The sequence below is a fragment of the Legionella fallonii LLAP-10 genome (assembly GCF_000953135.1).
Classification (GTDB): Bacteria; Pseudomonadota; Gammaproteobacteria; order Legionellales; family Legionellaceae; genus Legionella; species Legionella fallonii.
On the sequence record NZ_LN614828.1, the window covers coordinates 135949 to 155082 of the forward strand.

Genomic DNA, 19134 nt, shown 5'->3' on the forward strand with positions numbered 1-19134 from the left:
TCACCTAACAAATTCAAACGCTGGAGTTATATGATGAGCGAAGATTTATTCGTATTAGCATGGAAAAAAGGGATCCAAAAAGTTGGAGCAGAATGCTTTGATATAAAAGCATCTTCCCTGGATTCAGCTAAAAAGAAATGGCAATTAGAGCCTAATTACGAGTTCATTCAAAACGCAATCGGTGGTTATAGTCATGGTAAACAAGTTCTTATAGGACTAATGTACTCTTATTTTGATGCCGAATGTGGCCAAAAATTATTAGAGAAAGCACAAACACCTAATTTCGTTCAGGCTCGCTCAGTTCTTGATAAAGAAGCGATAGAAATTATTTCTCAGTTATGGTTATACCACACAGGATGGTAACAAACAGAGCGGTTTAATAACTGGATTATCTTTGTTATCCTTGAATTTAACTGTATGAAAAAATATTCAAAATCACTTGACCATATAGCTTGTAGTAGATAACAGGCACGGCATATTGTGTTTATTTCAAACTATTTTAGAAGATTGATATAACCCCAACGTCAAGAAATCTCTTACAAAAAAAACAGCATACTAGCCAATGCCTTAATAGTGGAGAAACGCTATACTGTAATTGTTTGGCGCGGCTGGGATGTTGACAGGATGTTGAGACACTAGCGAGTTCAAGGATGAGCTCAAATCAATGGCATTTACAGCTGCGCACAGGCACAAAACAAAAACCTCTATAATTCACATTAATTTTTTATAATGCGATTACATCCCATACTACCCAACTAACTCTTTAGCCTTATCCCAGATATGCATCAACTCATCAAAGGCTAAACCCTCGAGGTTTATCAATTCACGCTCCTCAGCAATCAGTTTAACCGCTCGTAATCGCCTTTCAAATTTAGTCAATGATTGTCCAAGGGTTACTTTGGGACTTAACTTACAAAAAATACACAGCGAAAACACGGCGTGGAGTAAATCGCCAATTTCTTCTTGTAAAGCGGTTTGATTAGCTTTAGAAGGGTCATGGTCTAGGTGCTCTTTGATTTCATCACACTCACTATGAATTTGATTCATGATTTGGTCTGCACTTTGCCACTTGAACCCGAATTGGGAGGCTTCTTCCTCCAGAGCGCTAATTTTATCTAAAAGTTCCATGTTCGACCTAAAGGTGATTTGATGAGTGCTATAGGTTTTGTCAACTACAACCATGAAACCTTCATCACAATAATTGTAACTAAAGCTGATTTTACAACGGTTAGGGTCTGCGCGTAAAATAGCTTATTATTTCTCTTTAACAATCGGCATTTGATGTCTCATGCAACCTTAGAACAGTCAGGCTTACTCTCCCAGAAAAAAAATCAATCGAGCACGTGGAATCAACCTATTCCTCTGACCCATGTGTTAAACAATGAAACCCCATACCCATTCGATGCGTTACCCAATATTCTGCAACAAGTGGTCAATGCCTATCAATGTTATGGTCAACAACCATTGCCCTTAGTAGCATGTGGCGCTTTAGCCAATCTGTCTCTGGCCTGCCAAACCCTTGCCAATGTTGCCCGTGACAACTACCTGGTTAGCCCTGTGTCTCTGTATTTTCTGGTCATTGCAAGCTCTGGTGAGCGCAAAAGTGCTGCTGATAATGTGTTTTCTAAAGCCATCCGCCAATGGGAAGCAACGGTGCGTAAAAAACGAGAACCTGAACGGTTGAGCGCATTAACCCAACATAAAGCCTGGCAGATGGAACGAGATGGACTGCTTACCCAAATCAAACGTACCGTCTATTCCGGTGAAGACAGCGATTATTACAAAGATTTACTCGATGATCTGGTTCACCAGGAGCCAGACATTCCTATTCAACCCACTCTTTACTTTGAAGATGCAACCCAAGAAGCGTTGGCAATTCATCTCGCCCACGGCTGGCCAAGTGCCTCTCTTTGGTCAGATGAGGCAGGCATTATCCTCGGCAGCCACAGCATGCAATCCAACCCCATGCGATTTGTCGCATTACTTAATCGTTTATGGGAAGGAAAATCCTTTGCTGCACATCGCAAGACCTCTCAAAGCTTTATCATCGAGAACAGGCGCCTTACCTTAAACCTGATGATGCAACCATTATTACTAGATCAGATGATTAGTCAAGCCACAGGAATCAGCCGTCAAAGTGGTTTTCTGGCGCGCTGCCTTCTCGCCTACCCAGACAGCTCCATGGGAACACGATTTTATCAGGAGCCACCAGAACAACTGGACGGTTTGAAAGAATACGAGCAACGCATTACGGACTGCCTGGATCAATCACAACGCTTAAACCAGACAGGGTGTATTAATCTGCCCATCCTAAAAATGAACCCTCAAGCGAAGCACTTATGGATTGGGTTCTTTAACAGTATTGAAGCAGGATTGACTGCCCAGGGACAATGGATAGAAATTAAAGACTTTGCAAGCAAAGCCGCTGAAAATGCAGTGCGTATTGCCGCCCTCTTCCATCTCTTTTCAGGAAAAACCGGGGACATAAGTGTGGAGCACATCGAGCAAGCGATTACGCTAATGAACTGGTACTTATCTGAGGCAAGACGCTTGTTAGAACCACAGTCAACTCAACCCAATCTTGAAGAGGCCAAAAAGTTACTGGTTTGGCTCTTAGAGCAAAGGCCACAAACCACAACGCCCCGAGACATTTTGCAAATTGGTCCATTGCGTAACAAGACACAGAGAGACAATGCACTGGAAAAACTGATGGAACATCAGTACCTGCGCCTGGTAAAAGCAGGGAATAAAACTCAAATTGATATAAATCCCTGGTGTAAATAATCGGAATCGAATCTCAATCATTGCTACTTTTGCTACATCAGCACATTGCTGAATTGAATCTCTTAACTCTCTTGCTTTACAGTCATATTTATCCAACGTACACAAGGGGTTATCCAGAATAGCATTCTTATAATTAATATAAAATTATGTAGCTTAATTTATGCTACTAAATTGCTACACAAAGCTACACATTTAAAAAGTTAAAATCAAAGCCCCCCATTATGGCTAAAAACTAGGCATCTTATTTAATATAAAACACCTATTGTCATATCATGTTAGTTGGTAGTATCATTTTGGTGCTATAAGAAATTTAAGGATCGAAATGAACCAAGAAATGACGCATAACTTATTTAGTAATTTTCAATCAACTGTTTTTAGGGCAGTTAAAACATTCTTACAAAAAAATAAGGGAGAAGAGGGAGATAAATCAATTACAACAAGCTTAAGGATCCCAGGAGAGATAAAAGAATTTTATGAGTGTATTGCTGAGGCTGAAATGACCTCTATTAATACAGCCATTGTCAGCACATTAAGCAAGGTAAAAGACCAAACGATTAGTGAATATCAAAAATCATACTCAAGCATCAATGACACTTATGACTACCAAATAAACAGTTTTTTTAAAATCATTGACGATCAAAAAATAGATTACAACGACTTGTGCATGCTTCTGGAATGGATAACAGGCATTAAAATCAATAGAGCCGATATTACTAACAAAGAAATACTGGTTAATTTAATTGATAAAAATGCTCAATTAAAAACATGCCAAATATTTGGCTACAGCTATGAGTGGCTCCAGGATAATAAACGGTCTATTTCCTACAAATGGCCTGATTTTCAAGATCGCTGGTATAAACATGTAAAACCATTTGTTCGAGACTTAATTATCAATTTTTATTTGGACGAAACGGTAGAATCCTTTGAGTTGTCTTTTTTATGCTGCGATAAAAATGTGATAGATAACATCATCTCCGGTATTAACTCTGAGATACTAGAAAATATTACCCCAATTGTAATAGCTAATCGATGTATTAATGGAATAAAAACCAAAACGTATCATCGATTTGAATCAGATAACATTAATTATGAAAAGTGCAGGCACCACTTTATTGTCTTGGTAAAAATGATTCTTGTACTGGTAAAAAATAATATCATTAGCTTCCCTTGCGGCTATTTAGTGACACCACAACAACACGACATGATACTGGATGGTAGTATACATCTTGCAGAGCTATTTAATAAAAATCGTCTAACAAATAGTTTTTGCGTAGATGATTTAGATGATGTTGAAATTTTCCCTATATCAGTTAATGATAGCCATAGAACCAATAAGCCCAATATTTATCATTGCTTAAATAGTACAGTCATACATAATATTTTAACTTTGACTGATAAATATACCTCTTCCATGCCCCTTACTGATGATGTAGCCTCAAGATGCAGGATGAATAAAACAGCCTTAGCCAAATATTTAAGGTTGTTTGATATAAATAATGACCAACAATATTCAAATGGTGTTTTTTTATCACCAGAGAAAAATGAAAGTTTAATTATCAATTTAGATAGAATTCGTGAAATACAATCAGAACTGCGCGATTGTAAAACCTTGGATACTGCTTTTGGCTAGTTTTTCTGCTTACATCAACTCTTTGTGGCGTACTCCCACCAGATGACGGTGGGGGCATGTCACTAGAATTAATTTTAAATCAGGATGGCTGAAATGGTAATTTTCTCGGCGAAACCCCTACAAGGGTAATCAAAAGTGTCTATTAAAATCCATAGATTGATGCAACACCCGAATAACTGCAATACCATAATGAGTCATTTTGAAAAAAATAACATGAGAACCTACATTGAAAGCCCTCAAATCCTGACGGACATAATCACATGTTCGAGAAATAAGTGGATCGTCTGCAAGATACTGGAAGCTTGTTTCAATTGTCAAAATATAATCTTCTGTCCTTTTGATCCCAAATTCTCGCATACTATATAAATAGATTGACTCAAGATCCTCTATAGCCTTTGGATAAAGACGATATGTTTTATTTGGCATGAGGGACTTTCTTCATGCGATCAAGAAATTCTTCCGCGTTCCACATTAATGGATCGCCGCTGCCCTCCCCTTCATCGATAAGATGACGCAACTGCTCAAGCTTTGATTCAGCTTGTTTTTCACGAAGAAGACGTAATGATTCTCTTAATACTTCGCTATTACTTCTATAATCTCCTGAATCCACAAGAAACTGAACATAATCACGAAGTTCACTGCCCAAATCCACTGTCATTGTGCGAGCCATAAATACCTCAGCAATGTAAGTAAATATCTTACATTTAGTATATAAGACATTTGCTTACATTTCAAATCAATCATAGCTATCACTAGAGTACACCCTTGTGATGCCTGTCGTGATCTTGGAGCCTCTACAACTTTTAGCTATCAAAGATGCCAATTTTGTTAATTTGATAGAACCCTTTCACCTAGTCCAAAACCTATTGATAGACTATCTCAGATCCCTAACTTTCAAATAATTCTTCTATTGTTTCCTGCATTTCATCCTGACTGGGTTTCGCATAACGAAAAATTTCTTTAATTGAAACATTCCCGCTAAGTTCTTGGGCAAAATGCACCCCATGCTTGTCGGTTACTTTCTTTAAGAACGTATGCCGAAGTTTATGGGGTGTAAATTCAAATCGCTCATTCTCTGGTAATAGTGCTAATACTTGCTTTAAGACACGCTGACATATTCGAAAAATATTCCGTGTATTAATACGATTCCCTACCCTATTAATAAATAAAGGTTCGTCAGGTTCAACAACTCGGCCCTTTAAATAATTATCCAAGTGCTCTCTGGCTTCTTGGGGTAAAGGAATTTTAGTAGTCACCCGTTTGCTTTTATGACGTACTACAGTATGAAGCCCTTTTGAATGATACTGGTGTACATTTAATGAAACCAGCTCAGATTCCCGCAAGCCCGTTCCCAATAATATATAAAAGACAGCTGTTTCCAGTAATGAATTTTGGTTTTTTCGAGTACATATTTTTGCTCGTTGTTCACACGCTGCTTTTAAGCGCATGAGTTGTTTTGAATTTAAGCCATTCCATTCTGGAGCATCAGTCTGTAAATCTTTTACTCCTGATAAGGGATCACCTGCAATCAATAGTCTTTGTTGGTATAGCCATCGTCCTGCATGACGAATAGTCGCCATGGTGCGATTAATAGAAGTCGCCTTGTATGCTTTCCCCGTTTTCTCAGAAATGGTATTACACAATGAGCGTTGAAATTGTTTGCTTACTGCCGGAGTCCAATTGTCCACCTGGTCATGCCCTACTTCTATCTGGAAAAACTTTAAAAATTTTTCCAAATCTTTTTGTTTAGCTTGGACTGTTTTTTCAGGTGCGCCTTTGACATGAACCTGAAAATAAAATGACAACCAGGCAGATAAAGAATTGGTATCAAAATGGACATCTAAAGGATGAAAAACCTTATCTACCCCAAACTTTCTATTTTTGCTATTTTGGTCATCCAGTAAATTCAAGGTACGCTCCATGAGTGTTTTTCTTATTTTACTTCATTTGGGGTAGATAAGGTACGTTATCTACCCCAAACATTATCATATCTGCCCAACACCATAAATACCCTCTGCCCTCTTAAATTGTTCTGGGATAATAACTCAGCTCACTTTATAATAGCGCATCAGGCTATAACCCCGGATTTAATAATGAACATCAGTCAATTAGACGTAGAAGATAAAATAATCGAAATCAGAAACAAACATGTCATTATTGATAGTGATATCGCTCAGTTATATGGCGTAGAAACTAAAAGAATTAACGAAGCCGTAAGCAGAAATCCAGGAAAATTTCCTGAAGGTTATTTGGTTGAACTTACTGAACAAGAAAAACAGGAGGTAGTCGCAAATTGCGACCACCTAACTTCTCTAAAGTTTTCACCCAATTTACCTAAGGCGTTCACTGAAAAAGGCCTTTATATGCTGGCTACTATATTAAAAAGCCCAAAGGCAACGGAAACCACTTTAGCCATTATTGAAACTTTCACCAAGGTAAGAGAAATATCACGCACTATTAAAGCAATACCACAAACACCACAAAATTCACCAAAGTACCAAGAGCTCATGCAAAAAACAGGTGATTTAATTTCAGATCTAGTGGTTCCTGATGACCTCGACACATCTGAAACGGAAGCAAGCATAGAAGTTAATCTTGCTATTGTAAAATTCAAATATTCAGTCAAGAAAAAAAACAAATAAATACTTTATTAAGTATGGATATTTTTAATACAAATTAATTCTTGTTTCTAAGAGGTAATCCCCCCTAAAAATAACTGATGCGAAAAGTAGAATTTTCTCGTAACCTAAGCGGAGGAGATTCTTCATGAAAAAATCGAAATTTACAGACAGCCAAATACTGTCGATACTGAAACAAGCTGAGGGTGGCACCCCAGTATCAGAGCTTTGCCGTGAACACGTCATTAGTGCAGCAACATTTTACAAATGGCGCGCCAAATTTGGTGGAATGGATGCATCGATGATGTCCCGTTTAAAAGAGCTGGAAGCTGAAAATAGTCGTCTTAAAAAGATGTATGCAGAAGAGCGACTTAAAGCTGAAATACTCAAAGAGGCTATCGAAAAAAAGTGGTAACACCGTCGCGCCGAAGAGAATTGGCGAAAAAGGCGGTGACTAATAAGGAAATTTCCATTCGATTGTCGTGTGAGCTGTTTGGTATCAGTGAAACCTGTTATCGATATCAAGCAAAATTAAATGATGAAAATGCAACAATCGCTGATTGGTTGTTACGATTGGCTCAGAACCAGCGTAATTGGGGTTTTGGTTTATGTTTTTTATACCTACGCAATGTGAAAGGATTTGTCTGGAATCACAAACGAGTTTATCGAATCTATCGGGAGTTAGAACTCAACATGCGAATCAAGCCCAAAAAACGGTTAATAAGGGAAAAACCGGAAGCATTGGCTGTGCCAACGGCAATCAACGAATGCTGGTCGATGGACTTTATGCACGATCAATTAGAGGATGGTCGTAGTTATCGGTTATTTAATGTGCTCGATGATTTCAACCGTGAAGGCCTTGCTATTGAGGTAGATTTATCTTTACCGGCAGAGCGAGTTATACGTGCTCTGAATCAAATCATCGAATGGCGTGGCAAGCCCCGACAGATACGCTGTGACAATGGCCCGGAATATATTAGTAAACTGCTGGAACAATGGGCTGATAAAAATCAGATACAGTTGGTTTTTATTCAACCAGGAAATCCACAGCAAAATGCTTATATTGAACGGTATAACCGCACTGTTCGGTATGATTGGTTAAGCCAATATTTATTTGAAAGTATTGCCAAGGTACAACTACATGCGACACAATGGCTATGGACGTACAACAATGAACGACCAAATACTGCTATCGGAGGAATTCCTCCACGGCAAAAATTGGCACTAGTTGCCTAATCCTCTACTTTTAACTTCGGTTAAAAATGGGGGGATTACCGATCTTGGCCACCACTTAGATTTGTCCTGGGATTTTGAATCAACGGTGGATCTAGCAGGATCTAAGCTATATGATCTTATTTTAATCGACGAAGCGTTTGACCAAAAAAGAAATCTGATTGATCACGTTAAAAAAAATTCGCCTATTGGCAAGGGAGCGCCTATTATTTGTTTGTCTTCACACGAAGATTATGATTTAACCGAAAAGAAGAAGGAACTTTTCTTTCGTAAACCCTTTACAAAAAAAGACGTATTAAAAATTATTCAGTTCCTCGAGAATTTAAAAATGAATAATTAAAGATAGAATTATAAATAGAGATTCTTAATTTTTACTAATAATTGATATTATGTGATAAAAAATTGATGTACAGCAATCGCATGTTCTGGAGTTGGAGCTTAAAGGATTACTTATGAATAAAATGATTCTTTCAATGATTATGTTCTTTATAATGAGTAGCATTGTAGGCTGTATGCCAAGATCATTAGCACCAGGTGCTAAAAATATCACTATTATTTATGATCAAAATACTCGGATTTTAACAGGTTGTAAGTTTCTTGGAAAAATATCTGGCAAAGATATACATGGGAAGAAGCTTCAATTCACCTGGGGATTAGAAAAAAATCTAAAAATAGATGATGTGAATTTTCTTAAAAATGAGGGGAAAAAATTAAATGCCAATGTCGTCGTGTTTGAAAAACATCAAACTTTGATTAAAAGATACCAGACATTTGCCCCAAATCGACATACAGACATCAGCATCGACTCCATTGAAGGAAGCGCATATCGATGTCCTTCTCAAATGATGCCATCAATTAAACACTTCAATGCCATAAATTACTCTATTTATGAAAATCCAGTCCTAATCAAAGGCAATTGATAAGATGTTTAAATACCTAAAAAAGGTTTTAATAATGGTCAGATTGAGGATGCAGTCACCTTACCTTTTTGATACATGCCTGCCTCAAAATGCCCTGGGATATTACAAGAAAAGACAATTTCATGACCAGGAGTGGATTTAAATTTCCAAGTCAGTGTTTTAGTTTCACCAGGTTTTAGGGTGATTGTATTACCATCTTCATGGACCATATTTGGCATGGCGCGCATCATCTCTTGGTGTGCCTTTTGCTCCTCTTCATCACTAATCGGGGTTCTTTGCAGGAAGGTACGGAATTTCCCAGAACACCCCTACAACCCTTTGCTAGTCTAGGCTGTAGCCAATAAATCGATTTTTTTGTTAGTCACTAATTTTTCTATAACATCATGTAAATTAAGGCATTCCTTCTTGTTATAAAATTCATATATTCCAATCAAATTAATGTGCTGCCATGCAACCGGCGATAGTCGAATAACTTTCAACCATTCATCCTCCATTTTATTCAGTTTATAGTGTTCATAGAGCCCCGATAGCAGCGAGGCATTATAGAAAATCATGCAGTTGGCCAGTAAGCGTGCGCATTCATTGTTGATGGTGAGTTCAATCTCAGTTTTTCCAGCTAATTTTCTACTACTTATCCTGGCAATGGCCGATCTTAGCTGGTGGTACGATTCACCACGGTTCAAGGAGCGATGAACAGTCTTGCGCATTCCCTCGTCATCAATATAGTCAAGCATATACAAGCTCATGATGATTTTATCAAGCTCAATCAACGCCCGCAGTGTATCATTTGATTGGTAGGACGATAATTTTTTTACAATAGTGCTTTGACTGCTCTTTTTAAGTCCCAGCGTCGCCATGATTCTTAAAATATTATCCCATTCTTTAACAATCAACTTTACATTTACCTGCTTACTCGGCTTTACCAAAAATTTGTCATACAGTTTAGGATCATCAAAACAGACAAGGTTCGCTTGCGCCTTTTTATCCAACTGAGTAAATCGTGGCATGAAGCGGTAACCAAAAAGGTGCAATATGATGAAATTCACTCGATTTATGCTATGCATATCCCCAGATACAGCGGCTATTTCAATATCACTCGTGTTGCTGTTTAGCATATCAAACAGGTAATGGCTTTCATGTTCGTTTGTACCAATGATTTTTGTGCACAGAGGCAACCAGTTCGCGCATAATGTGTAAGCCGATACCCCCTGACCAAATCCGAAGTATTTTGTTGAAAATCTTGCCATAATTGAATTGAATTTTGTTTCTAATTTCTGGCCATCAATGCTTGCATGAATCCCGTAGTCAGCAAGAGTATATTTTTCAAATATTGGCAGTTTCTTCAAGTGATTCATCACCACGTCACTTGCTTGTGTTAAAGTCATGTGTCGAATAAAATCAGCATAAGTTGACTTTAGGTCATGCTCTTTAACATCGCTGATATCTTTCATTTTATCAATATCAATGCCGGTTGCCTTCGCTACAAGGCAGGCTGAAATGACAGCCTCGTCTGCTTGTTTTTTACTGTTCATCGGCAGTATATGAGTAAATTTTTTCATCAATCCAGTGTGCGTATTAGCAAATTGCAGAATTTCACCAACGCTGGTTAGGGGTATATTCTCATAAAATGGATTATTGACCCCGTCGTCTGATTTTTTGTAAGGCAAATGCCAGCGAACGACTTCGCCTTTTTTGTTCTGCTTAAGTTTTATTTTGTTATTTTCCCCGGATGTTATTTTACCATTTACTTCTTTGTAGCGTGGGGATAATAGTCTAGCAAGATCTTTAAGGAAGTCATTTATATTTGTTGCAAGTAGCTTGTTTTCCAAGCGCTTAATGATTGAATTTTTGTTTTTATCCCAGTCTTGTTTGGGATGCAGTTCATCGTTTAGCGATCGGTAAGACAGACTATTATAAATGGTGACTGAACCGTTTTTTATACCATCTTCGATGTGAAGGTAAAGCATGAACTCATACCTGTCAGCATTAATGATTTTAATTTTTTTTTTGTTTTTCTCGTTCTTGGTTTTTTTAATCACATGGCGTCGTAGCCCCTTGGGTATAAACTCGATTGGAACGTCCTTGAATTGATAAGTTCCAAATGCTTTATTGCGGGCATAGTGATCTTTCATGAAGGTGATTGCGGTCTGTAACGCCTTATTTTTGCTTTGGAAATCCAATACCTTGAATGCTGCGCGAGTATTCAACTTGATTGTTGACGCATTCTCGCCATAGTATTGCCACCGATAAAACTCTGGCGTAAAGTTCGGCTTTTTAATTTTTTGAATGAACTGTTGGAATTTTTCCTGTGGAACAATTTCATAGGATTTTTTCCGTATTTCGTTGTCAGCCACCTTTTTATTGTTTACCAACGATAAAATAGCAGCGGCAGCATTTCGATGATCCTTGTCTTCGTCCTTAACATCACAAATGGCTTTTGCTTGGTAAGTTTCAGCTTCGCCTTTGTAGTAGTTCACTTTGTGAGAAAAACTATTAACCACGTGATCACTAATTTTCAAATAACGATAATGTGCATAGCACATAAGATATAGTCTAGATAAGTTCTTTTGTTTCATAGCGCGCAGACCGTAAACGGTGTGGTACACAGCAAGATCTGCATAGTGCATTATATTTTGTTCTGAAATATCCAGCTCGTTGATTATTTCTATGGATCGCTGATATAACGATGATAGAAACAGATGATTTTTGATTGAGGTATTAATTTCGCCCGTAGAGAAATCTTTTTGATCTTTTTTTACGGTCGTCAATTGATAAAACAGTTCATCCTTTTCTAGGAAATTGGCTAATGACTCCCTGAGTGGCTTGTCCATTAAAGTGTATATCTTATTGCTTAATCTGGTTTTTTCGTCCTTTAGCGCATCCGAGACCATCTCTTGCAATGTGGTGTACGATGGTCTAACAATTTTGTGTTGATGGAAATATTCCAATAGCGAATCAAATACGTATTTGGGCGTAGCGTGTTGCTTACTCAATTCCTTAGCATAACGAGCCGCTTTAGCTTTGTTCTGACTCGAATAAATCGACATGTTATATTTTTTTAAAATGGCATTGCGATTATCATATTGGTATCGCTTGCTGAGCTGCTTTTTTGGAAATTTCTCTGTTGGAAAAAATGTTTTGATAACATACCAGGTGTCCTGCCTAATTCCTTGGAACGTAAACTTATAAAAAAATTGCGTGATTCTAAAAAAACTAACTTGCAGAATGTAGTCAATCTTTTTGGGGACGTCGTTGAAAGAGCCAAGGTATGCTTTATCCTCTTCATCCAGTTCAAACACAAAAGGTCGGTCATTGTCGCCAAGCGAGGGTAATTTATATAATTTATTAAAGTCATCACTTGAGAGTATTTTTAGTCGAGCCACAAGCTACCTTTTGTATAGCATAAAACGGACGTTATTATACATCATTTTTGTTATCGCCTTACACTTCATATGTTTATAGTTAACTGTATAATTAAATGTATTATTTGAGGTTAAACATTAACGGACTATTTTTAGAGTAAATTATGGCCAAAACAATCGCTTACATTCGTACATCAACCGATAAACAAGATTTGAACAATCAAAAGCTTGAGATTTTTGAGTTTGCCAAAAAAAATAAACTTGAGGTTGATGATTTTATTGAGATGACCATCTCAAGTAGGAAAACCAGCAAAGAACGCCGTATTGATGAAATGCTATCAGTATTGGATGATGCCGACACACTAATTGTCACCGAACTAAGTCGATTGGGTCGAAGCACAGGGGAGGTCATAGGCTTAGTTAATGAGTTAATCAAAAAACAAGTGCGTGTGATTGTCATTAAGCAGAACTTGGATATGAAACAACATGACATGACATCAAAAGTTATGATTACATTGTTTTCACTATTTGCCGAACTTGAACGAGATCTAATTAGTCTACGAACTAGAGAGGCTTTGGCGAATAAGAAAGCTCAAGGAATTCAGTTAGGTAAACCTAAAGGCACTGTGCAAAAAAGCAAATTTGATAAGGATATCGATAAAATAAACGAATTATTAACTTTGGGTTTATCCGTTAGAAAAATTGCAATTTTTTTAGGGTATACAAATCATATCGGTCTTAATACTTACATCAAAAAACGAGAATTACGACAATCTGCTTTTAAGTAGAATGGATCAGAGTGCTATAGCTATCCATTCACTCCGACCTCTAATTTAAAATATCTTAAAATCCCTACCCGGGTCCAGCCGGCTGAAATTCCTTACATGTAGTTGTATCCGTATTCACTTGCCAATCAGCTGTTGCTGAAGGAGTGATGCATATTTGATTACGGAAAATGGAAAAATCTGATAATGCTGAATCACATGATGGATTTTTAGGACAAGCGCTTTCAAGGATTAATTCAATAATCTTATCCTCACTCATTTCTTTTGCGTTAATAAGTGTTACGCCCAAGGGAAATTCAAACTTTCTGGCCAGAAAATTAGCTTCATCTTCATCAAGAGGTGATTCAGAATACACATGTATAAAGCAAAACTTTTTTTGTGCTTCAGGTAATGATAACTGCAACAAGATTTCATTTTGCATACCAAGAGCATGCTTCCAACCTATCAATCCAAAGACAGGATTAGACGAAGCTAAATAAGCACTAGCCATTTTATGATTTCTCTTTGCCATACCTTCTTCTGAGGCCATATAGTCATGTGTAGAAGGGTTAATTAGTTCTTTACAATCAATACCAGCATATTCCAGATTCTCTTTAGTGAAATTTTGAAGACATTCAATGGCTGATATTTTAGAAAAATAGGCTCTGGTTGCTAAGATATTTTCTTCATTAGAATAAAAATACTCTTTAGGTAATTGACCAAGGTCAGCTTTTAATTTGAGAATGATAATATTTTTATCAATTCGTTGCTCTATATACATCCTATGGTTATCAATATCATCATGCATAGTTGTGCCTTCTGGGGCTTCCATAAAAAAACAATTGTAGCCAAGAGACTTTAGCTTTGGAGATATTTTTTTAATCACTTTCCAAACAGTTGCATCAAAATGTGAATCGGTAAATATTAGATTACATGATCCATTTTGATTATGATTTGATCTTGCATCAGCCATGTCTTCATATTTTTCCTGTTGAATTTTTTTCTTATTTGCTAGTTGCGAAGCAAATGATGAAGATGAATGTAAGCTATCTGAAATTCCAGCTGCAGTTTGTAATTCATGATATAAATCAGATGGTAAATGGTAATATTTGTTAACTTCCTCAATAAAATATCCAATTTCCTCTTGCTCAAATAATTCGTTGGTTTCAACATACGTAAAATAATTATTATTTGAAATTTCGATCCAAGATTCGTTAAGATTGCTTTTAAAATATTCAAAAGCACTATTATTATTTGTAGAATAAGATGTAAAAATTTTAAAAGATTTCTCACCATTATCATTCAGGTAACAACTCACCCTCAGATTAATTGAGGTTCTTGTTTCCATGTTGGATGTGACAAAACCAAGATGAAGAACGGGCTTTAAAATTTGGTCACGATTATTAGGTGCAAGAAAATCATTTTTAACTTTTCTCTGAACATATTCTTCTAAATTCTCTGTAAATTGAGTGTTATGAACATATGACCATTTTCTGTCTTTTATTAACTCATTTCGACCTTGCATAACCTAATAGCCTTATAAATATTAAATAAAAAATGGATTTAATTGTACATTGTGCGTCATATTAAATCAAATTATCCCGGCAGGGAAATATGAATTTTATCACAACAAAAAATACTATAATTTACATGAAGTTATACAAAGTTTGATAGCCAAAGAAAAAATTGATTTAATGGATACAACCTAGACTGGCAAAGGGTTGCAGGGGTATTCTGGGAAATTTCGTACCTTCCTGCAAAGAACCCCTAATCGAAAATTCATGAGTTACTTTTCCTGCATTGGTGATTTCAAAGGTTATGATTTCCCCATCATGTGGCTTTGGTTTTTCTGAAAAACTAAATCGCATAGTATCCAAAGCAATAACTTTAATTACTTTATTTGCTTTTTTTGCCTGTACTGAGATTCCTACTGGACTTATTTTATTACTGGAGTGAGAAAAGGATGAGTTGATACAAATCCCTGACAGGAAACCAGTCAAAATAACCATTCTTAATAGTGAAGTCATCAAATTTAAAGCCCTTTATAATCCTATTTAAATAAGTATTTCATTTCTATTTTAGAAATTTGCTATTAATACACCCCAAATGATGCATCACTATACCAGTTTCCTCCCCAGAATTTTATATACGAAGTTAAATAAAAACACTCCTTAACCTTCGATAATAAGTTGAAGCACCTCTTCTTACAGTAACACTGTAAGACCAAATGTGACTGTATCTTGATTGGCTGATTCCCCCTTAATTAGTTGTATGTTTTTGAAAGCACCGTAATCTTGCTCACGCTCATATTCAACATAAACATTTAGGCCAGGCATCAAGCGATAATAAGGTCTGGCAATGTAGCGCATTTGATTGAGTCCATTACCAATATTGGCTTGAATAACTGTCTTTGAAGCAAGAATGGTACGTACCCCTGCCCTAATAAAAAAATTATTAGTAATTTGCGTATCTCGAGATAATTCCAAATCTAATTTAGCACTACCGTTATAGTAATAACCTCGAAGATTGGTATCGATAAAATAGGGCATTAATCCTTCAATACCAATACCTGGTTGCCAATAGGGTGTGTTTGCAGGTTGATTGGTGTAATTAGCACCTGCTTTAATCGCCCAAAATTGGCTGATTAAATGCCAATAAAAAATATCAATGTCGGCACTTTCGACCCTTCCTTTCAACAGTTCAGCATCATTTACGAACAATTCCAACTTATTATAATCAGGACCATATAAGCCCTTGTAATTAAGGCGTTGTGCATTATGAAATGGATCGGCACCACCATCTATAAATGACGCACGCCACAAGCCTGCGGGATGCACCATAGGATGTTTCACCAAAGAAGAATCAATAGGCATGCTTTCATCCACTCGCACAATGGGACGATTGTAATAAGGAGTTTGTTTTATGATATCTTGCGGTCTCCTTTCTCCTTTTGTAATTTCTATTAAAGTGGAATACTGAAACACTCGCGACATACCGGTCATCATGTGATAAAGAAAATGACAGTGAAAAAACCATTGGCCACTTGCATCGGTGTCCACATCCGCTGTTATTGTAGCTCCTGGCGGCACATCAATAGTATGCAATAAAGGATCGTAGGCGTCATTTCCCTTGCGTAAAATAAACCAATGGCCATGAATGTGCATAGGATGATGCATCATTGACGTGTTGGTAAAAACAAATCGATATCGCTTACCAGGATCTAAACGTATGGGAGCAGCCTTATAGGCAGGAACTCCATTGATAAACCAAATAAATCGATCCATATATCCGAACAATTCCATATTGATTACATGAGCTACCGGGACATTCGGATCATTCGTTCTCACCGCTCCAATCATGGGTTGGTATTTTGTACCTAATGAGGTTTTATAAGAAGAGCTGGGTGGGTCCATTTTATCTCCAATAATGGTAGGCTCCGTGGGCATCTTCATGCTGGAGTCCATTTTCATATTGGAATCCATCTTCATGTTGGAATCCATCTTCATATTGGAATCCATCTTCATATTGGAATCCGTCTTCATGTTGGAGTCCATCTTCATGTTGGAGTCCATCTTCATGTTGGAGTCCATCTTCATGTTGGAGTCCATCTTCATGTTGGAGTCCGTCTTCATGCTGGAATCCATCTTCATATTAGAGTCCATCTTCATGTTGGAGTCCATCTTCATGTTGGAGTCCATCTTCATGTTGGAGTCCGTCTTCATATTGGAGTCCGTCTTCATATTGGAGTCCGTCTTCATATTGGAGTCCGTCTTCATGCTGGAATCCATCTTCATATTAGAGTCCATCTTCATATTAGAGTCCATCTTCATATTAGAGTCCATCTTCATGTTGGAGTCCATCTTCATGTTGGAGTCCATCTTCATGTTGGACATAGAAGATACAGTATTTTGCTCTTTAGCTTGCGATTTCTTTTGATTTGGTTGATAGGTCATTGTGTTCATTTTCATCTTATGAGAATGATCTGCCATTTTTTTCTTAGTTGATGACTTGATTGTTTGGGGTAAGGTGCCTTGATTCATCTTACCCATCATCATGGCCATCATGTCTCGTGTAACAGGCAATGGTTCAGGAAAGGGTTTGACTTTTTGATAATCTACAACGTGTTGCCGAGAAGTAATTAAGGCGCCGTATGCAGCTCCTACAGTGTCTAGGGATTCTGCGTAAATAATATAGGGTGTATTTTTTTGAATTTTAACGAGCACGTCATAGGTTTCACCGGGAGCAATGGTAAAATCTTTAATGGTATAGGGAATCACATCATTACCTTCGGCGTGTACCATCTGCATCACCGAGTCTGGAATTTTCACATGAAAAATGGTACTCCCGCCAGCCCCAATAAAGCGTAACCGTACAACATCCCCTTGGTTTACCAAAGCAGTCCAAGGCTTGAATTTGGGTTGGCCATTGAGTAAAAATGCATCATATGCCACATCACTAATATCATAAATACTCATGCGCATTTGCTGCATCATTTTGTAATCATCAAACAATTTTTTACGCTCATTCGCAGAGCCCTTGTTATAATCATGAATAAATTTCACTAAAGAAGGCTGTAGCGGAAATCGAGGTGAGTAATAATCCCCTTCTTTTTTTAGATTGGATAAAATTTGTTCTGGTTTGGTATTGCTCCAGTCAGAAAGCACCACAACAAAATCTTTAGTGTATTTATATTTAGGCGCTTTAGAGGGATCTATGAGGAAGGCACCATATAGACCTTGTTGTTCTTGTAATTCAGCATGAGCATGATACCAATAAGTACCTGATTGTTTGAGTACAAATTGATAATGAAAAACTCCGCCGGGTGGAATTGCTTTCTGACTTACGTGTTCAACCCCGTCCATTTGCCAAGGTACTAAAACACCATGCCAATGGATTGATGTCGCTTTATCCAAATGATTGGATACATTGATGGTGACCTCATCGCCTTCTTTAAAATGTAATGTAGGAGCAGGAATTTGATTATTTACCGCAATCGCTACTCGAGGTTTTCCAGCAAAGTAAACCGTCTTGTACCCAACAACTAAATCGACGACACGCTTTGCAGAAAATACATTAGTCATCACCAACAAACAGGTGAGAAATACTATTATTTTTTTCACGAAAATCCATTCTCCCTCATTATTGAAGCAATTACATTTACTAAGAAAACTTTAGAAGTACATCTAAGTGTTTTTTATTGGCTTTCCTCATGGTGATGCTGGGTTTCACCTCCTGTACTAGGTAAAGACAAAACACCCAATCCATGACGATATACCAGCTCGCCACCACGCCATGCGGTAGAGAGCAATAATCCCTGGACAACAAGCAGTCCTATTAGAAAAGTGAGGGTTATTGTTTTTTGTTTGTAATAACACCATAAAGACCAAATCGCAACAAGCCACATGGCAACAGCAGTGGACAATGCCCAATTTCGATGATTCTTCATTGCGATGTGTGCCGGTTCATCATGTGTGACTGTATTGTAAGCATAAAGGCCTGCTATGACAGTCAATATTGTAACTAAAGCCGCGCACCATAAACACCAACGACCAACAATTTCAAACTCCACCGTTATTTTATCCGAGACAAGATGCGTCGCTTTAGATAAATACGTAAGTAAATAAAAACCAAACGATGCGGTAAATAAAGCTACGGTAAAATGTACCAAAATCGGATGCCAATTAGGGAGTATTTCGAACATTATAAAGTCCTTTTTATTATTCTCTGGCTCTATATTAACTTATAACAACTTTATTTGTATCTATTGGCTAGAGATCCTAATCTTAAAAAAGAAATAAAACTCATTTAAGCGTATTTATAGTC

18 protein-coding genes are annotated in these 19134 nt (G+C 37.2%); 8 read left to right on the top strand and 10 right to left on the bottom strand.

Features of this window, described 5'->3' with window-relative positions; translation table 11 throughout:
- Window positions 1-30: 30 nt before the first annotated feature.
- Complete coding sequence (locus LFA_RS18070; RefSeq protein ID WP_226905524.1) at window positions 31-363, top strand: hypothetical protein; 333 nt, start codon at window positions 31-33, stop codon at window positions 361-363.
- Window positions 364-747: 384 nt separating this feature from the next.
- Here the strand turns inward: LFA_RS18070 and LFA_RS18075 are convergent, their stop codons facing one another.
- Window positions 748-1128 carry a MazG nucleotide pyrophosphohydrolase domain-containing protein gene (locus LFA_RS18075; protein WP_045097951.1) on the bottom strand — a complete coding sequence of 127 codons (381 nt, stop codon included), beginning with the start codon at window positions 1126-1128 and terminating at the stop codon, window positions 748-750.
- 153 nt (window positions 1129-1281) lie between these two features.
- Between LFA_RS18075 and LFA_RS18080 the strand changes: the two genes are divergently transcribed.
- Both LFA_RS18080 and LFA_RS18085 read left to right on the top strand, forming a co-directional pair.
- Window positions 1282-2784 carry a YfjI family protein gene (locus tag LFA_RS18080; protein WP_045097839.1) on the top strand — a complete coding sequence of 501 codons (1503 nt, stop codon included), beginning with the start codon at window positions 1282-1284 and terminating at the stop codon, window positions 2782-2784.
- A gap of 322 nt (window positions 2785-3106) precedes the next feature.
- Window positions 3107-4414 (top strand): hypothetical protein, encoded by a 1308-nt coding sequence (locus tag LFA_RS18085; RefSeq protein WP_045097840.1) that lies wholly within the window; start codon window positions 3107-3109, stop codon window positions 4412-4414.
- 129 nt (window positions 4415-4543) lie between these two features.
- Here the strand turns inward: LFA_RS18085 and LFA_RS18090 are convergent, their stop codons facing one another.
- The 3 genes from LFA_RS18090 to LFA_RS18100 form a co-directional block, all read right to left on the bottom strand.
- A complete protein-coding gene (locus LFA_RS18090; protein ID WP_045097841.1) occupies window positions 4544-4840 on the bottom strand; it encodes a type II toxin-antitoxin system RelE/ParE family toxin in 297 nt (98 codons plus the stop codon).
- A complete protein-coding gene (locus tag LFA_RS18095; protein WP_045097842.1) occupies window positions 4830-5084 on the bottom strand; it encodes a type II toxin-antitoxin system ParD family antitoxin in 255 nt (84 codons plus the stop codon). The genes LFA_RS18090 and LFA_RS18095 overlap by 11 nt, the downstream gene beginning before the upstream one ends.
- 217 nt (window positions 5085-5301) lie before the next feature.
- Window positions 5302-6324, bottom strand: a complete 1023-nt coding sequence (locus LFA_RS18100; RefSeq protein ID WP_157010460.1) for a tyrosine-type recombinase/integrase — start codon at window positions 6322-6324, stop codon at window positions 5302-5304.
- A gap of 183 nt (window positions 6325-6507) precedes the next feature.
- Here LFA_RS18100 and LFA_RS18105 point away from each other — a divergent pair, with 183 nt between their 5' ends.
- The 4 genes from LFA_RS18105 to LFA_RS19120 all read left to right on the top strand — a co-directional run bounded on the left by LFA_RS18105 (window position 6508) and on the right by LFA_RS19120 (window position 9185).
- Entirely contained in the window at window positions 6508-7056 is a 549-nt protein-coding gene (locus LFA_RS18105) for an ORF6N domain-containing protein (RefSeq protein ID WP_045097844.1), read from the top strand.
- 124 nt (window positions 7057-7180) lie between these two features.
- A protein-coding gene (locus LFA_RS18115; protein ID WP_157010461.1) for an IS3 family transposase occupies window positions 7181-8268 on the top strand; the annotation gives its coding sequence in 2 pieces (ribosomal slippage) (window positions 7181-7442 and window positions 7442-8268; 1089 coding nt in all).
- Entirely contained in the window at window positions 8261-8605 is a 345-nt protein-coding gene (locus tag LFA_RS18120; protein WP_045097846.1) for a hypothetical protein, read from the top strand. The genes LFA_RS18115 and LFA_RS18120 overlap by 8 nt, the downstream gene beginning before the upstream one ends.
- Before the next feature lie 112 nt (window positions 8606-8717).
- Window positions 8718-9185, top strand: a complete 468-nt coding sequence (locus tag LFA_RS19120; protein ID WP_052674072.1) for a DUF4156 domain-containing protein — start codon at window positions 8718-8720, stop codon at window positions 9183-9185.
- A 38-nt stretch (window positions 9186-9223) separates the two neighbouring features.
- Here LFA_RS19120 and LFA_RS18130 read toward each other — a convergent pair whose 3' ends face one another.
- Together LFA_RS18130 and LFA_RS18135 are read right to left on the bottom strand one after the other, a co-directional pair.
- Window positions 9224-9403, bottom strand: a complete 180-nt coding sequence (locus LFA_RS18130; RefSeq protein ID WP_231865948.1) for a cupredoxin domain-containing protein — start codon at window positions 9401-9403, stop codon at window positions 9224-9226.
- Window positions 9404-9511: 108 nt separating this feature from the next.
- Entirely contained in the window at window positions 9512-12568 is a 3057-nt protein-coding gene (locus LFA_RS18135) for a Tn3 family transposase (protein WP_045097847.1), read from the bottom strand.
- Between the two features lie 143 nt (window positions 12569-12711).
- Between LFA_RS18135 and LFA_RS18140 the strand changes: the two genes are divergently transcribed.
- Window positions 12712-13335: a recombinase family protein gene (locus LFA_RS18140; RefSeq protein WP_045097848.1), complete on the top strand. Its 624-nt coding sequence runs from the start codon at window positions 12712-12714 to the stop codon at window positions 13333-13335.
- 64 nt (window positions 13336-13399) lie between these two features.
- On the opposite strand, the gene LFA_RS18145 is transcribed toward LFA_RS18140, so the two are convergent.
- The 4 genes from LFA_RS18145 to LFA_RS18160 all read right to left on the bottom strand — a co-directional run bounded on the left by LFA_RS18145 (window position 13400) and on the right by LFA_RS18160 (window position 19012).
- Complete coding sequence (locus LFA_RS18145) at window positions 13400-14836, bottom strand: hypothetical protein (protein WP_045097849.1); 1437 nt, start codon at window positions 14834-14836, stop codon at window positions 13400-13402.
- Window positions 14837-15002: 166 nt separating this feature from the next.
- On the bottom strand, window positions 15003-15338 hold the full coding sequence (locus LFA_RS18150) for a cupredoxin domain-containing protein (protein WP_052674073.1): 336 nt from the start codon (window positions 15336-15338) through the stop codon (window positions 15003-15005).
- Window positions 15339-15515: 177 nt separating this feature from the next.
- A complete protein-coding gene (locus LFA_RS18155) occupies window positions 15516-18392 on the bottom strand; it encodes a multicopper oxidase domain-containing protein (protein ID WP_084602265.1) in 2877 nt (958 codons plus the stop codon).
- A 113-nt stretch (window positions 18393-18505) separates the two neighbouring features.
- The gene (locus LFA_RS18160; protein ID WP_045097851.1) at window positions 18506-19012 is read right to left on the bottom strand and encodes a DUF2231 domain-containing protein; all 507 of its coding nucleotides are present in this window, start codon (window positions 19010-19012) and stop codon (window positions 18506-18508) included.
- Window positions 19013-19134: the final 122 nt, after the last annotated feature.

Bases quoted from the DNA above. Each gene is read 5' to 3' on its own strand.
- LFA_RS18145 (WP_045097849.1), bottom strand. From the start codon at position 14,836: ATGCAAGGTCGAAATGAGTTAATAAAAGACAGAAAATGGTCATATGTT.
- LFA_RS18160 (WP_045097851.1), bottom strand. From the start codon at position 19,012: ATGTTCGAAATACTCCCTAATTGGCATCCGATTTTGGTACATTTTACC.
- LFA_RS19120 (WP_052674072.1), top strand. From the start codon at position 8,718: ATGAATAAAATGATTCTTTCAATGATTATGTTCTTTATAATGAGTAGC.
- LFA_RS18075 (WP_045097951.1), bottom strand. From the start codon at position 1,128: ATGGAACTTTTAGATAAAATTAGCGCTCTGGAGGAAGAAGCCTCCCAA.
- LFA_RS18080 (WP_045097839.1), top strand. From the start codon at position 1,282: ATGTCTCATGCAACCTTAGAACAGTCAGGCTTACTCTCCCAGAAAAAA.
- LFA_RS18130 (WP_231865948.1), bottom strand. From the start codon at position 9,403: ATGCCAAATATGGTCCATGAAGATGGTAATACAATCACCCTAAAACCT.
- LFA_RS18105 (WP_045097844.1), top strand. From the start codon at position 6,508: ATGAACATCAGTCAATTAGACGTAGAAGATAAAATAATCGAAATCAGA.
- LFA_RS18140 (WP_045097848.1), top strand. From the start codon at position 12,712: ATGGCCAAAACAATCGCTTACATTCGTACATCAACCGATAAACAAGAT.
- LFA_RS18155 (WP_084602265.1), bottom strand. From the start codon at position 18,392: ATGACTAATGTATTTTCTGCAAAGCGTGTCGTCGATTTAGTTGTTGGG.
- LFA_RS18090 (WP_045097841.1), bottom strand. From the start codon at position 4,840: ATGCCAAATAAAACATATCGTCTTTATCCAAAGGCTATAGAGGATCTT.
- LFA_RS18150 (WP_052674073.1), bottom strand. From the start codon at position 15,338: ATGACTTCACTATTAAGAATGGTTATTTTGACTGGTTTCCTGTCAGGG.
- LFA_RS18085 (WP_045097840.1), top strand. From the start codon at position 3,107: ATGAACCAAGAAATGACGCATAACTTATTTAGTAATTTTCAATCAACT.
- LFA_RS18070 (WP_226905524.1), top strand. From the start codon at position 31: ATGATGAGCGAAGATTTATTCGTATTAGCATGGAAAAAAGGGATCCAA.
- LFA_RS18095 (WP_045097842.1), bottom strand. From the start codon at position 5,084: ATGGCTCGCACAATGACAGTGGATTTGGGCAGTGAACTTCGTGATTAT.